The sequence below is a fragment of the Pontibacter coccineus genome (assembly GCF_030546575.1).
Lineage (GTDB): Bacteria > Bacteroidota > Bacteroidia > Cytophagales > Hymenobacteraceae > Pontibacter > Pontibacter coccineus.
Genome location: NZ_JAUOTN010000011.1, coordinates 147,936 through 167,325, shown reverse-complemented (window position 1 = coordinate 167,325; position 19,390 = coordinate 147,936). Strand labels below are relative to the sequence as shown.

17 protein-coding genes are annotated in these 19,390 nt (G+C 51.9%); 9 read left to right on the top strand and 8 right to left on the bottom strand.

Going from position 1 to position 19,390, the window contains the following annotated elements:
• Window positions 1–2: 2 nt before the first annotated feature.
• The 3 genes from Q4E40_RS20280 to Q4E40_RS20270 form a co-directional block, all read right to left on the bottom strand.
• Window positions 3–1,337, bottom strand: coding sequence for a dihydroorotase (locus Q4E40_RS20280; protein ID WP_303415056.1), 1,335 nt, complete (start codon window positions 1,335–1,337; stop codon window positions 3–5).
• A gap of 99 nt (window positions 1,338–1,436) precedes the next feature.
• The gene (locus Q4E40_RS20275; protein WP_303415054.1) at window positions 1,437–2,669 is read right to left on the bottom strand and encodes a serpin family protein; all 1,233 of its coding nucleotides are present in this window, start codon (window positions 2,667–2,669) and stop codon (window positions 1,437–1,439) included.
• A gap of 87 nt (window positions 2,670–2,756) precedes the next feature.
• The gene (locus tag Q4E40_RS20270) at window positions 2,757–3,371 is read right to left on the bottom strand and encodes a hypothetical protein (protein WP_303415053.1); all 615 of its coding nucleotides are present in this window, start codon (window positions 3,369–3,371) and stop codon (window positions 2,757–2,759) included.
• Between the two features lie 135 nt (window positions 3,372–3,506).
• Between Q4E40_RS20270 and Q4E40_RS20265 the strand changes: the two genes are divergently transcribed.
• Window positions 3,507–4,847: a DEAD/DEAH box helicase gene (locus Q4E40_RS20265; RefSeq protein ID WP_303415052.1), complete on the top strand. Its 1,341-nt coding sequence runs from the start codon at window positions 3,507–3,509 to the stop codon at window positions 4,845–4,847.
• Between the two features lie 38 nt (window positions 4,848–4,885).
• On the opposite strand, the gene Q4E40_RS20260 is transcribed toward Q4E40_RS20265, so the two are convergent.
• The 3 genes from Q4E40_RS20260 to upp form a co-directional block, all read right to left on the bottom strand.
• Window positions 4,886–5,293, bottom strand: coding sequence for a hypothetical protein (locus Q4E40_RS20260; RefSeq protein ID WP_303415050.1), 408 nt, complete (start codon window positions 5,291–5,293; stop codon window positions 4,886–4,888).
• 107 nt (window positions 5,294–5,400) lie between these two features.
• Window positions 5,401–5,859, bottom strand: coding sequence for a GNAT family N-acetyltransferase (locus Q4E40_RS20255; protein ID WP_303415048.1), 459 nt, complete (start codon window positions 5,857–5,859; stop codon window positions 5,401–5,403).
• A gap of 15 nt (window positions 5,860–5,874) precedes the next feature.
• Window positions 5,875–6,531, bottom strand: a complete 657-nt coding sequence (upp, locus tag Q4E40_RS20250; protein WP_303415046.1) for a uracil phosphoribosyltransferase — start codon at window positions 6,529–6,531, stop codon at window positions 5,875–5,877.
• Window positions 6,532–6,752: 221 nt separating this feature from the next.
• On the opposite strand from upp, the gene Q4E40_RS20245 reads away from it, so the two are divergent.
• The 8 genes from Q4E40_RS20245 (at window position 6,753) to Q4E40_RS20210 (ending at window position 17,116) form a co-directional block, all read left to right on the top strand.
• On the top strand, window positions 6,753–8,432 hold the full coding sequence (locus Q4E40_RS20245; RefSeq protein WP_303415044.1) for a hypothetical protein: 1,680 nt from the start codon (window positions 6,753–6,755) through the stop codon (window positions 8,430–8,432).
• A gap of 256 nt (window positions 8,433–8,688) precedes the next feature.
• Window positions 8,689–10,527 (top strand): ABC transporter ATP-binding protein, encoded by a 1,839-nt coding sequence (locus Q4E40_RS20240; RefSeq protein WP_303415042.1) that lies wholly within the window; start codon window positions 8,689–8,691, stop codon window positions 10,525–10,527.
• Between the two features lie 128 nt (window positions 10,528–10,655).
• Window positions 10,656–10,997 carry a hypothetical protein gene (locus Q4E40_RS20235; protein WP_303415040.1) on the top strand — a complete coding sequence of 114 codons (342 nt, stop codon included), beginning with the start codon at window positions 10,656–10,658 and terminating at the stop codon, window positions 10,995–10,997.
• Window positions 10,998–11,005: 8 nt separating this feature from the next.
• Entirely contained in the window at window positions 11,006–11,581 is a 576-nt protein-coding gene (lpcA, locus tag Q4E40_RS20230) for a D-sedoheptulose 7-phosphate isomerase (RefSeq protein ID WP_303415038.1), read from the top strand.
• Between the two features lie 1,326 nt (window positions 11,582–12,907).
• A complete protein-coding gene (locus Q4E40_RS20225; protein ID WP_303415036.1) occupies window positions 12,908–14,446 on the top strand; it encodes a YifB family Mg chelatase-like AAA ATPase in 1,539 nt (512 codons plus the stop codon).
• Between the two features lie 244 nt (window positions 14,447–14,690).
• Window positions 14,691–15,275, top strand: a complete 585-nt coding sequence (locus tag Q4E40_RS20220; RefSeq protein WP_303415034.1) for a porin family protein — start codon at window positions 14,691–14,693, stop codon at window positions 15,273–15,275.
• A 372-nt stretch (window positions 15,276–15,647) separates the two neighbouring features.
• A complete protein-coding gene (locus tag Q4E40_RS20215; RefSeq protein ID WP_303415032.1) occupies window positions 15,648–16,313 on the top strand; it encodes a porin family protein in 666 nt (221 codons plus the stop codon).
• Window positions 16,314–16,456: 143 nt separating this feature from the next.
• Window positions 16,457–17,116: a porin family protein gene (locus Q4E40_RS20210; protein ID WP_303415031.1), complete on the top strand. Its 660-nt coding sequence runs from the start codon at window positions 16,457–16,459 to the stop codon at window positions 17,114–17,116.
• An 80-nt stretch (window positions 17,117–17,196) separates the two neighbouring features.
• Here the strand turns inward: Q4E40_RS20210 and Q4E40_RS20205 are convergent, their stop codons facing one another.
• Both Q4E40_RS20205 and plsY read right to left on the bottom strand, forming a co-directional pair.
• Entirely contained in the window at window positions 17,197–18,558 is a 1,362-nt protein-coding gene (locus tag Q4E40_RS20205) for a dipeptidase (RefSeq protein WP_303415029.1), read from the bottom strand.
• A 95-nt stretch (window positions 18,559–18,653) separates the two neighbouring features.
• On the bottom strand, window positions 18,654–19,298 hold the full coding sequence (plsY, locus tag Q4E40_RS20200; protein ID WP_303415027.1) for a glycerol-3-phosphate 1-O-acyltransferase PlsY: 645 nt from the start codon (window positions 19,296–19,298) through the stop codon (window positions 18,654–18,656).
• Window positions 19,299–19,390 lie beyond the last annotated feature (92 nt).

Here is a 19,390-nt window from a genome sequence, read left to right as displayed (position 1 = left end):
GTTTAGCGGTCGAACAACAGCCGCTCGCCTTTTTTGCTTTCGTCAAATTCCCCGTTGGCAAAAGCAAGGTGACCGGACACGAAGGTATGGGTGATGGTACTGCTGAAGGTATGGCCCTCGAAAGGCGACCAGTTGCACTGGTAATAGGTGTTGTCTTTGGTGACGGCATACGGCTTGTTCAGGTCTACCAGCACGAGGTCGGCCCAATAGCCTTCGCGGATGTAGCCGCGCTCGCGCACGTTGAAGAGGATGGCCGGCGCATGGGCCATTTTCTCCACCACTTTCTCGATCGATAGCTTGCCCTGCTTCACAAACTCGAGCATCATCTGCATCGCGTGCTGCACCAGCGGCACGCCGCTTGGCGCCTGCTTGTACTTGCCCTGCTTCTCTTCCCAGGTATGCGGGGCGTGGTCGGTGGCGATCACGTCGAGTTTATCTTCCAGCAAACCCTGCAACAGGCCTTCTTTGTGGCGATGCTCTTTGACGGCTGGGTTACACTTGATCAGGGTACCGTATGTATCGTAGTCTTCTTTGTCGAACCAAAGGTGGTGCACACAAACCTCGGCGGTAATGCGCTTCTGCTCGAGCGGAATGTCGTTGCGGAACAGTTTCAGTTCTTCTTCTGTGGAAATATGCAAGATATGCAGGCGGGTGTTGTGTTTCTCAGCCAGTTTCACCGCCAGAAAAGATGACTTAAAACAGGCCGTTTCGTTCCGGATTTCCGGGTGGCACTTTATAGGTATATCCTCACCATACTTCTCTTCATAAATGGCCATGTTGTCGCGGATGGTCTGCTCGTCCTCGCAGTGTACCGCGATTGGCAGCCTGGCCTTGGCGAAGATCTGTTCCAGCGTCTCTTCGTTGTCCACGAGCATGTTCCCCGTGGAAGAGCCCATGAAGATCTTGATGCCGCACACGGTGTTGGGGTTGGTGAGCAGCACCTCGGCCAGGTTGTCGTTGGTGGCGCCCATATAAAAGGAGTAGTTTGCCAGCGAGGTCTCGGCCGCGATCTTATACTTATCCTCGAGCATCTCCTGCGTCACAGTGTTGGGCACCGTGTTGGGCATCTCCATAAACGAAGTCGTGCCGCCCGCCACAGCTGCTCTCGCCTCTGTCTCAATTCTGGCTTTGTGCGTGAGTCCCGGCTCGCGGAAGTGCACCTGGTCGTCGATGGCGCCGGGCAACAAGTGCAGGCCGGTAGCGTCGATGGTCTCGTCGGCCTCGGCTGCTATACCTTGCCCGATCTGCGCAATGCGGCCGTCTTTTACCAGCACATCGGCGGTGGTGGTGCTTCCTTCGTTTACAAGCTGTGCGTTCTTTATCAGGATAGATTTCATGCTGCTAAGGTATGTGCTCAACAAAGTTAACACACATTAGCGTTTTTCCCGCACAAATGCGCCTGATTGCTATACCTTAATAAAGAGCTATACCTACCGCTATTCGGGCTGCATGAGCTTGCCGATGAAGAGGATGGCGCCCGAAGATTTCTCGCGGATCAGGAACACGAAGGGGCGGGCGATGCGAACGGAAGGTGGCAATGAGGTCAGCATCACACCGGTAGAAGTAGCCGCCGCCGCTTCTGTGCCTTCTTCGTTTACTTCCACGAAGGTTTTATGCTTTACCTCGGAGATCGCCAAATTGCCATGCCCCTCTACCATGCGGCTGAAGTTGGCCTGGCCAGTAAACGCGATGCCCATACCCAGTTGTTTCAGCATATCGTTCAGCTCTTTGCTGTACTCGAGTTTGAACTTGGGCATGTAGAGTTCGTAGGTCGTTTTTTTCGCATTAGCCAGTAAAGTAGCTAAGCGGGCAGCATTCAGCTCCTGCGCCACCTCCTGCACGGTGCGGTCCCGGCCGGGCACCAGGATCGTCATGCTATACTGCTGATTCCCGTATGGTAGGTCGATCAGCTCCAGTTGCTCATCCTGGTAGTGCAGGTACTCACCGTTTTTCATCGCCATAAAATCTGGCGTTACCGTACTGCCGTTCTCCAGCTGGAAAGGCCCTAGCTTGGTGAGTTTCTTATCGAAGGGAAAGGTCCAGGTGCCTTTAAAGTAGATCGCATTGATCAAAAACAGGATATGATCCCGTCGTACCTCATCCACGATCGTTTCGATTTTGCCATTGGTCTTGCTCTTCACCCAATTGTTCATCTGGTCTTTGGCTGTGGGCGATGCAAAATCGAGGCCTTGCACGGTCGCGTCGAAGTACGTCTGGTTGGTTTTGATAAAAGGCGCCTGCAGCTGATACTCCTTGCTGTGCCAGAGCGAGTTGACTGATGTAAACACGACTTTTTTGTCTATACCTTTCAGGAGCGCGTCCAGGTATTTGAAAGATTTGTTGATCTCGTCATCGGTAGGCAGCGTAAAGCCCAGCGTCTGGCGCATCGCTTCTTTGGTGTCGCCATCGGCTCCGTTGTAGGCCATCCCCAGCGACATACTGATGCTCAGGGGAGAGATGAAAACGTTTTCCGCTCCTTCTGCCTCGCTTAATTTCGCAAAAGACCGAAACGCAAAGTCGTTGGAGCTCGCCACCGTCTTTTCTTCCTGCGCGGTTAGCGGACGGGTGTTAGGTGTGTTTGGCCCCTCGTCGACCATTTCTTTCTGGCAACCGGAAAACATACTCATCGCCACAAGGGCTATACCTGACAGTAATATACTTTTGATCATGAGTAACATTGGGTTTAGGTAAAGGGCTATACCTGAAAGACCCTGATGGTAGTAGGAAGGTTGCATCAGGTGTGTTGCTTATCCCATTCACCAGGGAAAACACTGCGGTCCGACCGCTCCCCCGCCATACTCCAGCACCACCTGATCTGTATAAAGGGTATAGGTACACCCATCATTATAAGTGGCTATTAAGCTGTCAGGTATGGGGTGGTCAAATAAGTTATAGAAATACATGCTCATACCGCTTCTCTGAAAGCCGATATTGAAGGGGGAACTGTTAGTTACAGAAATGCAGCCAGCCTTGTCAAGCTTTGCCTTTAAGGTCTTGAGTGTTTCTCTGCTCCAGCCCAATGAGGCCACCATCGAGTCCACTTTAGAGGATTTGATAGTTAAGTTCCAATTGTTGTCCCGCACTGTCTTTCCTGTGGCCGTGTCCGAAGTGACGATGTGGAAAATATTCAGTTCTCTATCATCAGTAAACTCAATACTTACAGTGCGGTTGGCAGGCACAAGGGACTCAAAATAGTTTTTAAGCTCATGCATTTCGGCGGCATTGGCTTCATAATGTCCGATCAGCTCCTGCTTTGTGTAGTCCTTGTCGAAGCCTCCGAAGGCGGACATGATCATGAATAGGAGACCCAAATAGCCAACAAAACCCACACCTGCCACTATAAGGCCCCACTTGAGTATCTTTTTAAGCATAACCTGGGGTGGTCATTAATTATTATATACAGGATTCAAGATACTATAATTCTCCAACTACTCCACCTACCTTACCCCGCTCCCACAATTTTCCCGTACCTTTGTACATTAACACCAAGCACAAGTACCACAACCATGGCAGAAGAAGCGGAGAAAGAAATAAGCACGTTCGAGGATTTTAAGCTGAACCGACAGCTGCTCAACGCCATTGAAGAGGCCGGTTACGAAAAGCCAACGCCTATCCAGCTCAAAGCCATACCTGTGATCATGGGCGGGCACGATGTGATGGGCATCGCCCAAACGGGCACGGGCAAAACAGCGGCCTTCCTGCTGCCGATCCTCATGAAAGTGAAGTATGCGCAGGGCACTAACCCGCGGGCTATTATCCTGGCGCCTACCCGTGAACTGGCCATGCAGATCGAGGAGCATATCACGCTCCTGGCCAAATATACCGACCTGCGCCATACCGTTATCTACGGCGGGCTAGGTCCCAAAACTCAGATCGAGACCATCAATAAAGGCATCGACATACTCGTTGCCACACCCAAGCGCCTAATGGAGCTATACCTGAAAGGCGATCTTATATTAAAGGAGGTCAAGACACTGGTGCTGGACGAGGCAGACAAGATGATGGATATGGGCTTTATGCCGCAGATCCGTCAGTTGCTCGAAGTTTTGCCGCGCAAACGCCAGAACCTGCTCTTCTCGGCCACTATGCACCCCAAAGTGGTGGAGCTGTCGGAGGAGTTCCTGGAATTTCCGACCCGCATCGAGGTAACGCCGCAGGCTACGCCTGTGGAGACGGTGACCCAAGTGCTGTACCAGGTGCCGAACCTGCGCACTAAAATTGCCATGCTCGAGCACCTCATCCGCGACAAAGAGGCTTTCAACCGCGTCATCATTTTCACGCGCAGCAAGAAAAACGCCGAGAACGTTGCCAAATTCCTGGAGCGACGCGAGTACGGAGAGGTACGCGCCATCCACGGCAACAAAGGACAAAATACCCGCATCAACTCGATGGAGGCTTTTAAAGGTGGTGAAGTTCGCTTTCTGGTAGCCACCGACGTAGCCTCCAGAGGTATAGACGTGACGATGGTGAGCCACGTGATCAACTTCGATGTGCCCTTTGTGTACGAGGACTACGTGCACCGCATCGGCCGCACCGGCCGTGCCGAGCAGGTGGGCGCCGCCATAACCTTCGCTAATCCTGCCGAGATGTACCACATCCGCAAGATCGAGAAACTGATCCGGATGCAGATACCGGAGGAGCCGATGCCTGCGGAAGTAAAGATTCACGACATTACGTACGAGGAGCAGCAGGCCATTGCCCGCGACATCGACCACCAGAAGCGCAGCGATAACCCGGACTTTAAAGGCGCCTTCCACGAGAAGAAAGCTATCCCTAAAAAGCGTCCGGAGAGCAAGCGCGACCCGCGGGCCTCATTCTGGCAAAAGACAAAAAAGAAGAAAAAATGAGCGAGAGCACCCCGCCCAATAGGACGGGGTGTTTTTGTTTACAGATACTGCAGCGCCACTTCCCGGAAACGGTAAACGAGGAAGGTCAGGGAGAAACCCCATAGGATGCCGCTGCAGAGCATGTATAACAGGATTTGACGGCGGGGCACGCCAAACACGGCGGCTATTATGGTACCGGCTATCGGTGTCAGAAAAAGCGGCGTGAAGAAGGCGACGCCCAGTATCCCAAAGTTGCGCCAGATCCGGATGATGAAGCGGGTCTTGGTGCCAAATACCGGCTTTTGGGCCTTGCGCCGGTACGCCGAGTACCACCGGGAGGCGGCGCGCCCTATAACGGAAAACACGAACACGCTCGTCATCATGCCGGCAATCGTCAGCGACACCGTTTCTAAATAGGACAGCCCCAGCGACATACCCGTCAGAGGCCCGCCGATGAATTTCACCATGCTGACCAGGTATACTGACGCGTATTTGAGAAGCTCCTCTACCACTCTACTGCTTTAAAAGGGATTTGCTCTGGTTGTTTTTGTCTGGATGATGCGTATCCAGCATGTTATGAACGATGGTTCAAAGCGTTTAATTTCATCTTCATCTGATACAGGTCGATGCCCTGTGCCCAAAAGTCTTTTTCCACTTTCTCCAGCTCAAAGCCCAGCTTCTGGTAGAACGGGTAGGCCAGCTGGCTCGTCCGTACCTGCAGCCATTGCATGCCAGGCTTTTCCTTCAACTTTGAAATACGAAACAAGGTCAGTTCCCGGCCTATACCTTTGCCCTGAAATGCAGGATGAACCAGATCCCAGGATAGCCTTGCCCAGGTATAGCCATCAAAATAATTGAGGCCGCCGGCTCCAACGACCTGCCCCTCCTGCTCCACTACAAAATAATCCTCACGACGCTTCTGCAGGTATAGCACAAAGTCGGCCTCCTCGTCGGGCGCAAAGTAAGCGGGCGTATTGAGTCGCAGAATATGCAGAAGTGCCTCCTGGTCGGCTGGTGTATAAGGCCTGATCATAATTGACAGGTAGGACTATACCTTCGGTCCGAAGGCCAGGTCACCGGCATCGCCCAGCCCGGGCACGATATAGAAGTTTTCGTTCAGGCTTTCGTCCATGGCACCAAGCCAGATGTGCGCTTCCGGTACTTCCTGCTGCACATACGCTATACCTTCCGGCGAGGCGATGGCAGCGGCAAAATGTACCTGCACGGGTTTGCCGTGGCGGAGCATCCCTTTATAGGACTTCACCAGCGAGCGCCCCGTGGCCAGCATCGGATCTGCCAGGATCAGGATCTTGTCGTGCAGGTCCGTCGAGGCCAGGTACTCCATGTTAATCTGCAGCTCGGTGTTCTGCTCCTCTACTCGGTACGCGCCCACAAACGTGCTATAAGCTTTGTCGAAATAGTTGAGCATGCCATTGTAGAGCGGCAATCCGGCCCGAAGAATGGTGGCCAGCACCGGCTGGGCCGTCAGCAACTGCGTCTGCGTGGTGGCCAGCGGCGTCACGATGTCGTGGGTTTCGTAAGGAAGCGTTTTAGATATCTCGTAGGCCAGCAGCTCGCCTAGCCGCTCCAGGTTGCGCCGGAAACGCAGGCTGTCGTGCTGCACCGAAACGTCGCGCAGTTCGGCTACAAAATGGTTGGCAAGCGATGGGGTGGCAGTGAGGATATGCAGGTTATCGTTTTGCATGGGTATGGCTGATTTGGTAGGCTAAAGATACGGTCTTTCGGGCTTACGGCAATCTCTGGCTACCAAAAACGTTAAACCGGGCAGGCGCTATACCTGTATAAGGCTGAACTATACCTGCTATCGGCAGGCGGCATCATGCAATTCCATGTGTTTTTGTTAATATTGTGAATTCTAAATAAGTACCTTACAAATCGCTTTCCCCTGATTAGAGCTTTCTTCCTATGAGAAATATACTTGCCGCCGTGGCACTTAGTCTGCTGGCTATACCTGCCGTGCAGGCACAGGATGTGTACGTGCCTTACGACCGCGACACTTACCACCTGATCGACCGCTACCAGATCAAGCTTGGCACGAAAGTGCCGGAGATGCACACCAACGTACGCCCGATCGGCCGAAGCGATGTGGCTGCTTTGGCCGAAGCTGCCACAGGGGAGCCGCGCTCTACTGCCGATATGTTTAACATCCAGTACCTGCTTAACGATAACTGGAACTACACCACGCAGGCAAACGACAACATCAGCGAGCGGCCTATTTTCAACACGTTTTACCGCAACAAGACCGACTTGTACCATTACGAGTCCGAAGACTTTACGCTGCGTGTGAACCCGGTGCTGCACCTGGAACTGGGCCATGACGACCAGAGCGACGGCATGCGCTACGTCAACACCAGAGGCATCCAGCTTGAAGGCAGCATCGACGATCGTTTCGGTTTCTATACCTTCATCGGGGAGAACCAGGCAAAGTTTGCCGATTACGTGGTAGACCGCATCCAGCGCGACGGCGTGGTGCCGCACGAAGGGCTTTGGAAAGATTTCAAAGGCGATGGCTACGATTTTCTGACGGCACGCGGCTATATGAATTACTCCCTGTCGAAGCACGTGGAGATTCAGCTGGGTCACGACCGCCACTTTATCGGCGACGGTTACCGTTCCCTGGTATACTCCGACTACGCCCCGCCAGCCTTTTTCCTAAAGCTGAACACCCGCGTATGGAAGCTGCACTATATGAACCTGTTTCAGGAACTGACCGCAGACTACCGCCGTCGTGGTGGCGGAGATAAGATCTTACCGAAGAAATACATGGCCCTGCACCGCCTGGGCGTCAACATTACCGACAACCTCAATGTGGGTTTGTTTGAGCAAGTGATTTTCGGGCGCGAGAAAGGCAAGTTTGAGCTGCAGTACCTCAACCCGATCATCTTCTACCGCAGCGTGGAGCACAACCTGGGTAGCGAGGACAACGCCATGCTGGGCCTCGACTTCCGCTGGAACCTGTTCAACACCGCACAGCTTTATGGCCAGTTGGTACTCGACGAGTTTGTGCTGAACGAGGTAAAATCAGGCGAAGGCTGGTGGGCTAACAAGCAGGCAGGGCAGATCGGGGCCAAGTATATTGACGCCTTCGGCCTTTCTAACTTAGACTTGCAGGGCGAGGTGAACATCATCCGTCCGTATACCTACCAGCACCGTGACGGCAGCTCCAACTACCAGCACAACCGCCAGCCGCTGGCCCACCCGATGGGTGCGAACCTGTATGAATTCGTAGGTATAGCCCGCTACCAGCCGCTGCCACGCCTGCAGCTGGTGGGCAAGGCCATTGCCACCCGCTTCGGCCAGGACGAGATCACGGCAGAGGGCGACACCATTAACTGGGGCAACAATGTGAACTTGGACTATAATCTAAGACCTATGAACTACGGCCACGAGATTGCTCAAGGTATACGCACCAACCAGTTGCACCTCGACCTGACCGCCACTTATCAGTTCAAGCACAACCTGTTCGTGGACCTGAAAGGCATCATACGCCGCACCGAGGCTGAAGTGAGCACCCTGAGCAAGAATACGGTGTTTACCTCTGTGGCCCTGCGCTGGAACATCGCGCAACGTCTGCATGAGTTTTAACAAACAGGTATAGTTATTTCTGGAGCGGGGAGCCTTTAGAAATAAAGGCTCCCCGTTTTCGTTTTGAAAGCTCGCTATACATACCTGTTCTAATTTCGCTTATCTTTGCAGCGGCCGAGCGTACGACAGGTATAGCGTGGCTTTAAATATCGTAATTCATTAATATTTAAAAACTTCCGGCAAGCTGCTCCTGCGTTACAGGAAGCAATCGGGATCGCCGCCTATACCTGTATCAGGTCAGGATGGCCTACACAACATGAAGACTTATCTCCGGATACTGCAGTTTGCAAAGCCCTACAGTCGCTTTGTGCCGCTTTATACTATCTATACCGTGCTGGGCATTATTTTCGGCCTGCTCAACTTTACGCTCCTCATTCCGCTACTCAGCGTACTTTTCGGGACAGTAGGCGCAGACGACGCGGCCGCCATGGTAACCACCAAGCCTGAGTTCAGCCTCTCTCTTGAGTATTTCAAAGACTTCTTCAACTACCATTTCGGGCAAGTGATACTGGAGAAAGGCAGGCAAGGCGCTTTGTTTTTCGTGTGTGTTATCATTGTGTGCTCCGTCTTTCTCTCCAACCTCTTCAAGTATCTGGCGCTGAGAGTGGTGGGCGCATTACGCGCGCATGTCGTGAAGAAGATACGTCATGCCACCTATGAGCGCGTGACGCAGCTGCACCTGGGTTATTTCAGCAACGAGCGCAAAGGCGACCTGATGACCCGCATGACGGTGGACATTCAGGAAGTGGAAAACTCTGTGGTCAACACCATGACGGTAGTGATCCGTGAACCGATCTCCATTATCGCTTTCTTTGTCGTGCTGTTCACCATGTCCGTCAAGCTCACGCTATTCACGCTGATCCTCCTTCCGCTCTCGGGCATCCTCATTGCAGGTATAGCCAAGCGCCTGAAGCGGGCGGCACAGCAAGGGCAGGAATCGCTGAGCTTCATCCTGACGATCATCGACGAGACGCTGAGCGGTATACGGGTGATCAAAGCCTTTAATGCGGAACCGTACATCCTGGACAAGTTCAACCAGCAAAACGACCGCTACGCCCACCTGCAGCGCTCCATCGCCAACAAGCGCGACCTGGCCTCCCCTTTCTCGGAATTTATGGGGGTGACGGTGGTGGCTGGCCTGCTTTGGTTTGGCGGTAACTTGGTGCTCAACCAACAATCTGAGCTGAAAGCGGAAGAATTTATCACCTACATCGTGCTTTTCTCGCAGGTGCTTGTGCCAGCCAAGGCCATGTCGTCGGCTTTCAGCAACATACAACGCGGCCTGGTATCCGGCGACCGCATTCTGCAGGTGATCGACACCAAGCCGCAGGTAACCGACAAGCCGAATGCGAAAGTACTGCCTGAGTTCCACCACGAAATCGAGTTCCGGGATGTGAATTTTGGATACGGCGATAACAGTGTGTTGCAGGACGTCAACCTGCACATCCAGAAGGGAAAAACCATCGCCCTGGTAGGACCGTCGGGTGGGGGCAAGTCCACTCTGGCCGACCTGATTCCCCGCTTCTACGACCCGACTGCCGGTAGCATCCTGATCGACGGCCACGATATCCGGGACTATACCACGGAGTCGGTGCGCGACAAGATAGGCGTCGTAACACAGGAGTCCATCCTCTTCAACGACACCATCTTCAACAACATCGCCTTCAACAAGACCGACGCGACCGAGGAAGAAGTGATAGCGGCAGCCAAAATTGCCAATGCGCACGAGTTTATTGTGAAGGCGCCGGAAGGCTACCAGACGCTGATCGGTGACCGCGGTAGCCGCTTGTCCGGCGGACAGCGCCAGCGCCTGAGCATTGCCAGAGCCATTCTGCAAAACCCGCCAATTCTGATCCTGGACGAAGCGACTTCGGCACTGGACACGGAATCGGAGAAACTGGTGCAGGAAGCGTTGACCAACCTGATGAAGAACAGAACCTCTGTTGTGATTGCGCACAGGCTGAGCACCATACAGCATGCTGATGAGATTGTAGTATTACAACAGGGCAGTATTGTGGAGCGCGGCACACACGAAGACCTGCTTCAGCACGGCGGATTGTACGCAAAACTTACACAAATGCAACTGGTATCATAAGAGCGATTGGCGCTTTAGTATTACTGACTCTTGCTTTAGATTAAATTTTGGACTCAACATTTCGGTATATTCACATTTTTTTATAGATTAGCCCGAAACATTTTTGCACCAAAATCCAACCTGAAAGCATGAAAGAACTTAAGACTCTCTCGGATGTTGTCGTTTTTTGCTACGCCGTGTTTATAGCACTTTTGCTAACAAACCTGCTGGACCATAAAGCCATATTTGAGATCGCGACTGAAGAGCAGGCGCTCGCACTTTACAAAGCACTCGGAGCCGTAGGCGCCGGGCTGATGCTGGTAAAGCTATTGATTGGAAAACTTTACATTACGTCGCTCAAATACGACAGGCACATGGCTCAGGTAAAAATCAATGAGTTGAAGGCCGATCTGTATGAGCGCAAACAGGAATACAGAAGCAACAGCTACAAGGAATCTGTCCGTATGGAGATAGCTGTGGCGAGCAACTAATATTATACATGACCCAGATCGTACTTCAGGAGCTGCAGGAAGCGCAACAGACGCTCAACAACTTTATAGCTGACCCCAACAATATTGCTGCCATCGAGAAAGCGGCCAATGCCATGGCTGATGCGGTGGCAGGCGGAGGCAAAATTTTGTCGTGCGGCAACGGCGGCTCCATGTGCGATGCCATGCACTTTGCCGAAGAATTGACCGGTCGCTACCGTGACAACCGTCAGGCTATACCTGCCATCTCCATCTCCGACGTTGGCCACATGAGCTGTGTGGGCAACGACTATGGCTACGATCACGTGTTTTCCCGCTACATCGAAGCACTGGGCAATAAAGGTGACGTGCTGTTGGCCATCAGTACCAGCGGCAACTCCGCCAATGTGCTCAAAGCCGCCGCCGCCGCCAAAGCCAAAGGCATGACGGTTGTGGGCCTCACCGGCAAAGACGGCGGCAAACTGGCTGCCTTCTGCGACGTGGAAGTGCGCGTGCCACACCAGGGCTACGCCGACCGCGTACAGGAAATCCACATCAAAGTCATCCACATCCTGATTCTGCTGATCGAGAAACGCATTTGCGGGTAGGTATACCGACCAGGTATAATCTGCCGACATTAGCTTACAGCAGCGGGACAACAAGCAAAGACCTTGCAGTGTCTTTAAGACCTGCGAGTGTGCTGTGGCTACGGAGGTATAGCTTGTCAGAATCAGGATTTGCAGGATTTAGGGATTAGCAGGATTCTTAAGCACGATTAACACAACCCTCTGTTTCTAGAGAGGGGAATCCCATTGCTGCAATCTCCAAGGTATAAGCATTGAGGTTACAGCTTTGCTATATCGGGTCCAACTATTCCTAACCCCCAATGCCGTCAACTTGAGGCTTTTTATGTCATTTCGACCCGGGGGTGGGGGCCCTCGTTTTGGGAGAAATCTGAATGAGTGCGAAAATTCTGAAACAATCCAGATCTCTCCTATCGTCGAGATGACAGCATGAGTTAATTATGGCTTAAGTTGACGGCAGTGCCCCCAACCCCTCCTAAAAACAGAAGAGAAGCGTGCACGATTGTCATCCCCCTGCCCCCTTCAAAGGGGGACTTTCTGCCGCTGCTAATTCAAAGGTATAGCTTCGTAGCTTGTGCAGTTTAGATCGCTACTTTAAAAGATACACCCCTGCCCCTCTCAAGAGGGTATTTCGAGCAGCTGATACTTCAAAGGCAAAACCTCATCGTTTCTCTTTGAGAGATTTTGCTTTGTTTTACCGGGTCCAACCACCCCTAGCCCCTCAGAGCTACGCTCGCTACTTTCGAACTCTCGTTCTCAGTAGTCCAAGGCAGGGAATCTGTAACTACCATTTCAAGGTATAAGCTTCATGGTACCTGTCACACTCCACTGGCAGGTATAGCAAGGCTAACTCTTCCCTCGGAAGCTACAATGCACATAGCATCAGCCCAGTGCACAAACGACGATTTTGTGTTTGAGCGGTCAGCGAGTTTAAAAGCGTCTTGATTTTTTTGCTTACTTTTTTCATCAAGGAAAAAAGTGAGGCCCGCCCGGCCAGGGCAAGCTATAGAACAATAAAGCTCGCTATACCTGCAACAGCCGTAGCTTTACCACTTGCCCGCCGCACAGGCGAAGCAATGAAACAAATTAGTTAGGTATAGGAAGACAATAGCTACACCAGGTATGGGTATAGGCTATCGGAATAGCTATACCCGGGCCAGAGGCCCCACCATAGCCGTCACGAGCGAGGACGCTCGCACCATTAGGCCTCACAATAGCAATACTCCCCCTAAACCACCAATAAATTTCTTTTTACTACATTTACTACCATTCCCCGGAATCAATTGCCGGCAGCCTGTGTTGCGAATCTAACTTATTAAAATTTGCATTTATAGATCAACATCTAACCCTATGCTTATCAAGACGTTTGGCAGCGCCGTGCAGGGCGTAAACGCCTATACCGTGACCGTGGAAGTGAGTGTGAGCGCCGGCGCGAAATACTTTCTGGTGGGCCTACCCGACAATGCCATTAAAGAAGGCGAGCAGCGCATCGAATCGGCACTGGCCCAGTATGGCTACAAACTCAAACGCCAGAAAACCATCATCAACATGGCCCCTGCCGACATCCGGAAAGAGGGCGCCGCTTACGACCTCACCATCGCGATGGGCATGCTGGCGGCCGGAGGACAAATGGCTGCTGATAAGCTATCGCAATACATGATCATGGGGGAGCTTTCGCTTGATGGCTCGCTTCGTCCGATTAAAGGGGTGCTTCCTATTGCCATTCAGGCCCGCAAAGAGGGATTTAAGGGTATCATACTGCCGGCCACGAATGCCCGCGAAGCGGCCATTGTGAATAACCTGGATGTGATTGGGGTAGAGAATATCAAAGAAGCCATCGACTTTCTGAACGATGAGCTTGATATTCAGCCTGTCAAAATAGATACCCGCGATGTGTTTCAGAACACAGCCAACCAGTATGCCGCCGACTTCTCGGACGTGCAGGGGCAGGAAAACATCAAACGGGCTTTGGAAATCGCCGCAGCTGGCGGACATAATGTGATCATGATCGGTCCCCCGGGAGCGGGCAAGACCATGCTGGCCAAACGACTGCCTTCGATCCTCCCGCCGCTTTCGATACACGAAGCGCTGGAAACAACCAAAATACATTCTGTAGCAGGAAAACTAGGCAAGGTTTCGTCATTGCTTGCTACCCGGCCATACCGGTCACCACACCATACTATATCTGATGTGGCCCTTGTCGGAGGCGGTGGTATACCTCAGCCCGGCGAAATCTCCTTAGCACATAATGGCGTGTTGTTCCTGGATGAATTACCTGAGTTCAAGCGGACAGCTTTGGAGGTGATGCGCCAGCCGCTCGAGGAGCGTCGCGTTACTATATCAAGAGCTAAAACCACGTTGGATTTTCCGGCAAACTTCATGCTCATTGCCAGCATGAATCCGTGTCCGTGCGGCTTTTATAATCACCCTGAGAAAGAGTGCGTCTGCGCTCCCGGCCTGGTGCAGCGCTACCTCAACAAAGTAAGTGGTCCGCTCCTCGACCGTATCGACCTGCATGTGGAAGTTACGCCGGTTACGTTTGATGAAATGACCGCCACCCGCAAGTCAGAAGACAGTGAGACCATACGCGAGCGGGTGGTGAGGGCGCGCGAGTTACAGCGGGAACGATTCAACGATTTTGACGGCATCCACTCCAATGCCATGATGCCATCGCAAATGGTGAAAGAGATCTGCCAGATCTCGGATGCCGGGCGCACGCTTTTGAAGACCGCGATGGAGCGCCTCGGACTCTCGGCCCGTGCCTATGACCGCATCCTGAAAGTAAGCCGCACTATTGCTGACCTGGCCGATAGTGACGAGATCAAAATTGAACATTTAGCAGAAGCTATTCAGTACCGCAGCCTGGATCGAGATGGCTGGGCAGGCTAAGCCATATAAGATACAAAAACGTATATATAAAGTAATTGCGAAGTTCAATACCACAAAAAGGTGTTGAACTTTTCTTTTTAATACCGTTTTAATCTGCCCTTGTGATTGCACTACCTTTCAAGCGAAAGATCAAACTTATTTAGACTTTTCTTGGGGGACTGCGTATTATGGGTCGTCAGGAGCCTGAAGTGAAGAAGACGCATCCTGGCGATAACACACTTAATCCAATTAACCATTTACTACTATGAAGAAGAGAATTTTAATGCTTGTTTTAGCCATGACGACATTGGTAGCTGCACACGCGCAGGGCCCACGATTGGGCATCAGGGCTGGTGTAAACTATGCTGGTTTTGGTGGTTCCGATGCCGATAATCTCGATCGTATCTGGGGCGGTCATGCTGGTGTGACAGCCAACTTCCCATTGTCAGCTGATAACTTTTTGTCAATTCAGCCCGAAGTGCTTTACTCCATGAAAGGCGCCGAGACAAGTGCCGATGATGTGAAGTGGAAAATCAACTACTTGGATGTACCGGTGTTGGCCCGTGTGAACGCTGGCCCGCTCTACTTTGAGGCGGGACCTCAGGTGTCGTTTAGGGTAGGCGGCGAAGTGGACGTGAACAACACAACCATCACCGACGACCTGGATGACTACAAACGCACCAGCTTAGGGTATGCAGCCGGTGTTGGCTTACAGGCTACGCCACTTGGCTTGAGCGTTGGTGTTCGCTATAATGGCGACATTTCTAAGCTTTATGACAACACAAACATAGGTAACTATCGTAATGACGTATTCATGCTGACGCTGGGCTACTTGTTCGGCAGCAGATAAGCGCCACCATTAGTACAGAATAAAACTATTATACTGAAGCCCCGGTTTGCGCCGGGGCTTTTTTTGATAGCCCCGCTATACCTGCTCTGCCTTTTTCCCGGCTATCGTATCAGCGCCTCTCACTAAGTATTCGCAACAAAGTTTTGAGTGTTTGTAGTTAAGTAAAGTGTGCTTCAACTTCACGGACTTTAGGACCTAGTGAGCTCGTGCACTCAAACAGCAGAAAATAAGGTGCAATTTTATAAAAATTATTAGCCTGACAGTCAGCCAGATTACGCCATGTTGATAAATATTCTGGTCCTATATACTCAATAAAAATATAGTTCTGCACGTATATTGCTCAGATCATACCAAAATAACCAATACCCAATTATGAAAAAGCTATTTTTTATGTTCGTGTTTGCAGTAGCTACTGCATTTAGTGCTCAGGCGCAAAACGCAAGCTTCGGTGTAAGAGGCGGTGCGAATATCTCTAACCTGTCTGGTGATCTGCGTGATGAAGATCGTTTTGAGAACAAAGTCGGATTCCATGCCGGTATTACGGCCAACTTCGGTATCGTTGATAACTTCTTCTCTGTGCAGCCGGAGTTGCTTTACTCAGTGAAGGGTTTTAAGAACGAAGACTCTGAAGTTACACTCCCTCTGTACAACAGAAGACGTGAAGGAAAAGTAAACTACAACTACATTGACCTACCGGTGCTCGCCAGAATCAAGGCTGGCCCGCTGTACTTTGAAGCCGGTCCGCAGGCCTCATACCTGTTGAGTGTGAACAACGAAACCAAAACGTACATAAACGGTACGCTGCAGTCAACTAACCGTGACGAGAAAAGCAAGGATGGTTTGAAGGAGTTTGAGGTAGGCTATGCGGCCGGTATCGGTTTCACATCGGCTAACAACGCCATTAGTTTTGGTGTGCGCTATAATGGCGCCATCAGTGATTTCGTGAAAGAAGACGTGAATTTCGAAGGTGACCTGACCAACGCCCGTCATTCCACCTTTATGGTAACGGTAGGCCTGGCACTGCCAACGAGCCGCTAATTACACTTACCAATAAGAAAGCCGTCGGGTGCCCAGCATCCGGCGGCTTTCTTGTTTCTGCCTATACCTGTTCTTAACTAAAAGCCGCTCTCAGCAGTACAATGTAGCAAAGGCAAGCTTGCTTCGTTACTAAACCCGAAACCATGAATAAGATCGTACTCTTGTTGGGACTGCTGCTGGCCACCTCATTTACAGCAGACGCCCAGTATTACCGCTACGGTGTAAAAGCCGGGGGCGGTTTCTCCAAAGCAGTTGGCTCCGATGCTCCCTCCGACCAGATCAACCACCTGGCAGGTATACATGGCGCCTTCGTGTTCGCCTACGAGTTTGCCTCCCGTCTGTCGGTGCAACCTGAGCTGCACTACAGCCGCAAGGGCTTTACCTACGACAACTATACCCGAAGCACAGCTCCCGAAACAGCCCTCGCCGGCGACCTGCGCCTCGATTACATAGAACTTCCACTTATGATCAAACTCCAGAAAGCCGCCCTGTTTGTAGAGGCTGGTCCTTATATGGGTTATCTGATCAATGTCGGCAACAAGGTCAACATCGTCAGCACCGATCCCATGGCAGATCCTCCAATCGTGCTCGGCCGCGAAGATTTCAGCCGGGATGATTTCAACAGCTTTGATGCTGGTTATGCGGTAGGTGGTGGCTTGATGCTCGAAAGCGGTTTCTTCCTGAATATGCGCCACACGGGCAGCCTCCGCCCATTTCCCAAACAAGACCTGAGCCAGCGCAACCTCGTTTGGCAACTTGCCATTGGCTATATGTTGCCTGCAAGCAGGCCCGGCAACTGGTAAGTACGTACTCCTATACCTTACAACAAAACAGCCCCGTCACTTATTAGAGTAACGGGGCTGTTCTGTTTTTGAGAAGCTGCTTATTTGCTCATCTCCGCGTAATATTTATAGAACTGCGGGATCGTCTCTATACCTTTCATGAAGTTGAACACACCGAAGTGCTCATTAGGTGAGTGGATCGCATCCGTGTCCAGACCAAAGCCCATCAGCACCGAGTCCAGGCCGAGCTCTGACTTGAACATGGCCACGATCGGAATAGAGCCACCGCTGCGCACCGGCACCGGCTTTACGCCAAACGTTTCTTCGTAGGCCTTGGCTGCTGCCTTGTAAGCAACCGAATCAGTAGGCGTCACCACCGGTTCGCCACCGTGGTGCGGCTTCACCAGCACCTTCACGCTCTTCGGCGCAATGCTTTCGAAGTGCTTCTTGAATTTCTCCGTGATCTCCTCGGAAGTCTGGTTTGGCACGAGGCGCATCGATATCTTGGCGAAAGCCTGCGAAGGGATAACCGTTTTGGCGCCTTCTCCTGTGTAGCCACCCCAGATACCGTTCACATCCAGCGTCGGACGGATGGAGTTGCGTTCCATGGTCACATAGCCTTCCTCACCGTGCACATCCGGCAGGTCCAGCGCCTGCTTATACTTGTCCAGACTAAATGGCGCGCGGGCCATCTCGGCGCGTTCCTCCTTACTCAATTCCTGCACATTGTCGTAGAAGCCAGGTATGGTGATGTGGTTGTTCTCGTCGTGCATCGAGGCGATCATCTGGCACAGGATGTTGATCGGGTTCGCCACAGCGCCGCCGTACAGACCAGAGTGCAGGTCGCGGTTCGGTCCGGTCACTTCTACCTCCACATAGCTCATACCGCGCAATCCGGTCGTAATAGAAGGCGTGTCGTTGCCGAGCATACCTGTGTCAGAGATCAGGATAACATCGGCATTCAATTTCTCTTTGTTGTTTTTGACGAAAGTAGCCAGGTTAGCAGAGCCCACTTCCTCTTCGCCCTCAATCATGAACTTCACGTTGCAGGTGAGCGCGTTGTTCTGCATCATCACTTCGAAGGCTTTCACATGCATGTACATCTGGCCTTTGTCGTCGCAGGCACCGCGGGCGTAGATCTTGCCGTCTTTGATTACGGGCTCAAACGGAGGTGAGTGCCACAGTTCGTATGGGTCGGCAGGTTGCACATCGTAGTGGCCGTATACCAGCACCGTAGGCAATGCCGGGTCCACCATTTTCTCACCATACACGATCGGGTAGCCGCCGGTCTCGCAAAGCTCCACATTGTCGGCGCCCGCTTCGCGGAGCTTTTGGGCCACAAAATCTGCGTTGCGTAGTACATCCTGCTTAAACTTCGGGTCGGCGCTTACGGAAGGTATGCGCAGCATATCCAGCAGTTCGTTTATAAATCGGTCTTTGTTGTCAGCGATATATTGATTCATAGTCTAGATAAATGTCTTGCGCTAAAGATACAAAAAAAGCCACCCTTCGGAAAGAGTGGCTTTTAGAATGCTTTTATACCTACTGCCAGCTATACCTATTTGCGGAGCCCCAGTTTGATGTTGGCCTTGCTTTCTTCGCCGTTTATCAGGCGGTTGATGTTCTTGCGGTGCGTTAACACCACCACGGCAAACACCACAAATCCGAATATGATCAGGATCGGGTTGTCCGGATGAAAACGTGGCAGCAGCAGCAGTATCGGAAAGGCAAGGGCCGCAATCATAGACCCCAGCGACACATACTTGGAGGTAAAGAGCACGATCACAAAAATGATCATGCACATCAGGGCCACCTCCAAATGTATGGCCAGCATCATGCCCAGTAGCGTTGCCACTCCTTTTCCGCCCTTAAAGCGCTCGTATACCGGGAAAATATGCCCTACCACGGCCAACGCACCCATTGCCAACTGATAGAACATCAAATCATCGGCGGGCACTGCGTTGAAAATCACCAGCAAGGCTGCCAGCGAAGTGGCTACCCACCCTTTGAAGATGTCGATCAGCATCACGATGGTGCCCGGCTTTTTGCCCAGCACCCGAAAGGTGTTGGTTGCGCCGGAGTTTCCGCTGCCGTGCTGGCGAATGTCGACCCCGTAGTAAGCCTTGCCGATCCAAACGGCGGTAGAGATAGATCCGATTAAGTATGCTACTATAAATAAAGCGGCAATTAAAAGTATGTTCATGACGCGTGTGCCAGTTTTTGTTTGCATTAACTGCACTTAACAGAATTAAGTGCAGTTTGCCCGTGTGTTTCTTTTGAAAAGAACCCAAATAT

Coding starts and splice junctions, on each gene's coding strand:
- Q4E40_RS20275 (WP_303415054.1), bottom strand. CDS start 2,669: ATGATCAAAAGTATATTACTGTCAGGTATAGCCCTTGTGGCGATGAGT.
- Q4E40_RS20245 (WP_303415044.1), top strand. CDS start 6,753: ATGAGAAATATACTTGCCGCCGTGGCACTTAGTCTGCTGGCTATACCT.
- Q4E40_RS20240 (WP_303415042.1), top strand. CDS start 8,689: ATGAAGACTTATCTCCGGATACTGCAGTTTGCAAAGCCCTACAGTCGC.
- Q4E40_RS20220 (WP_303415034.1), top strand. CDS start 14,691: ATGAAGAAGAGAATTTTAATGCTTGTTTTAGCCATGACGACATTGGTA.
- Q4E40_RS20205 (WP_303415029.1), bottom strand. CDS start 18,558: ATGAATCAATATATCGCTGACAACAAAGACCGATTTATAAACGAACTG.
- Q4E40_RS20265 (WP_303415052.1), top strand. CDS start 3,507: ATGGCAGAAGAAGCGGAGAAAGAAATAAGCACGTTCGAGGATTTTAAG.
- Q4E40_RS20280 (WP_303415056.1), bottom strand. CDS start 1,337: ATGAAATCTATCCTGATAAAGAACGCACAGCTTGTAAACGAAGGAAGC.
- Q4E40_RS20215 (WP_303415032.1), top strand. CDS start 15,648: ATGAAAAAGCTATTTTTTATGTTCGTGTTTGCAGTAGCTACTGCATTT.
- Q4E40_RS20270 (WP_303415053.1), bottom strand. CDS start 3,371: ATGCTTAAAAAGATACTCAAGTGGGGCCTTATAGTGGCAGGTGTGGGT.
- Q4E40_RS20260 (WP_303415050.1), bottom strand. CDS start 5,293: ATGGTGAAATTCATCGGCGGGCCTCTGACGGGTATGTCGCTGGGGCTG.
- Q4E40_RS20210 (WP_303415031.1), top strand. CDS start 16,457: ATGAATAAGATCGTACTCTTGTTGGGACTGCTGCTGGCCACCTCATTT.
- Q4E40_RS20255 (WP_303415048.1), bottom strand. CDS start 5,859: ATGATCAGGCCTTATACACCAGCCGACCAGGAGGCACTTCTGCATATT.
- Q4E40_RS20235 (WP_303415040.1), top strand. CDS start 10,656: ATGAAAGAACTTAAGACTCTCTCGGATGTTGTCGTTTTTTGCTACGCC.
- upp (WP_303415046.1), bottom strand. CDS start 6,531: ATGCAAAACGATAACCTGCATATCCTCACTGCCACCCCATCGCTTGCC.
- Q4E40_RS20225 (WP_303415036.1), top strand. CDS start 12,908: ATGCTTATCAAGACGTTTGGCAGCGCCGTGCAGGGCGTAAACGCCTAT.
- lpcA (WP_303415038.1), top strand. CDS start 11,006: ATGACCCAGATCGTACTTCAGGAGCTGCAGGAAGCGCAACAGACGCTC.
- plsY (WP_303415027.1), bottom strand. CDS start 19,298: ATGAACATACTTTTAATTGCCGCTTTATTTATAGTAGCATACTTAATC.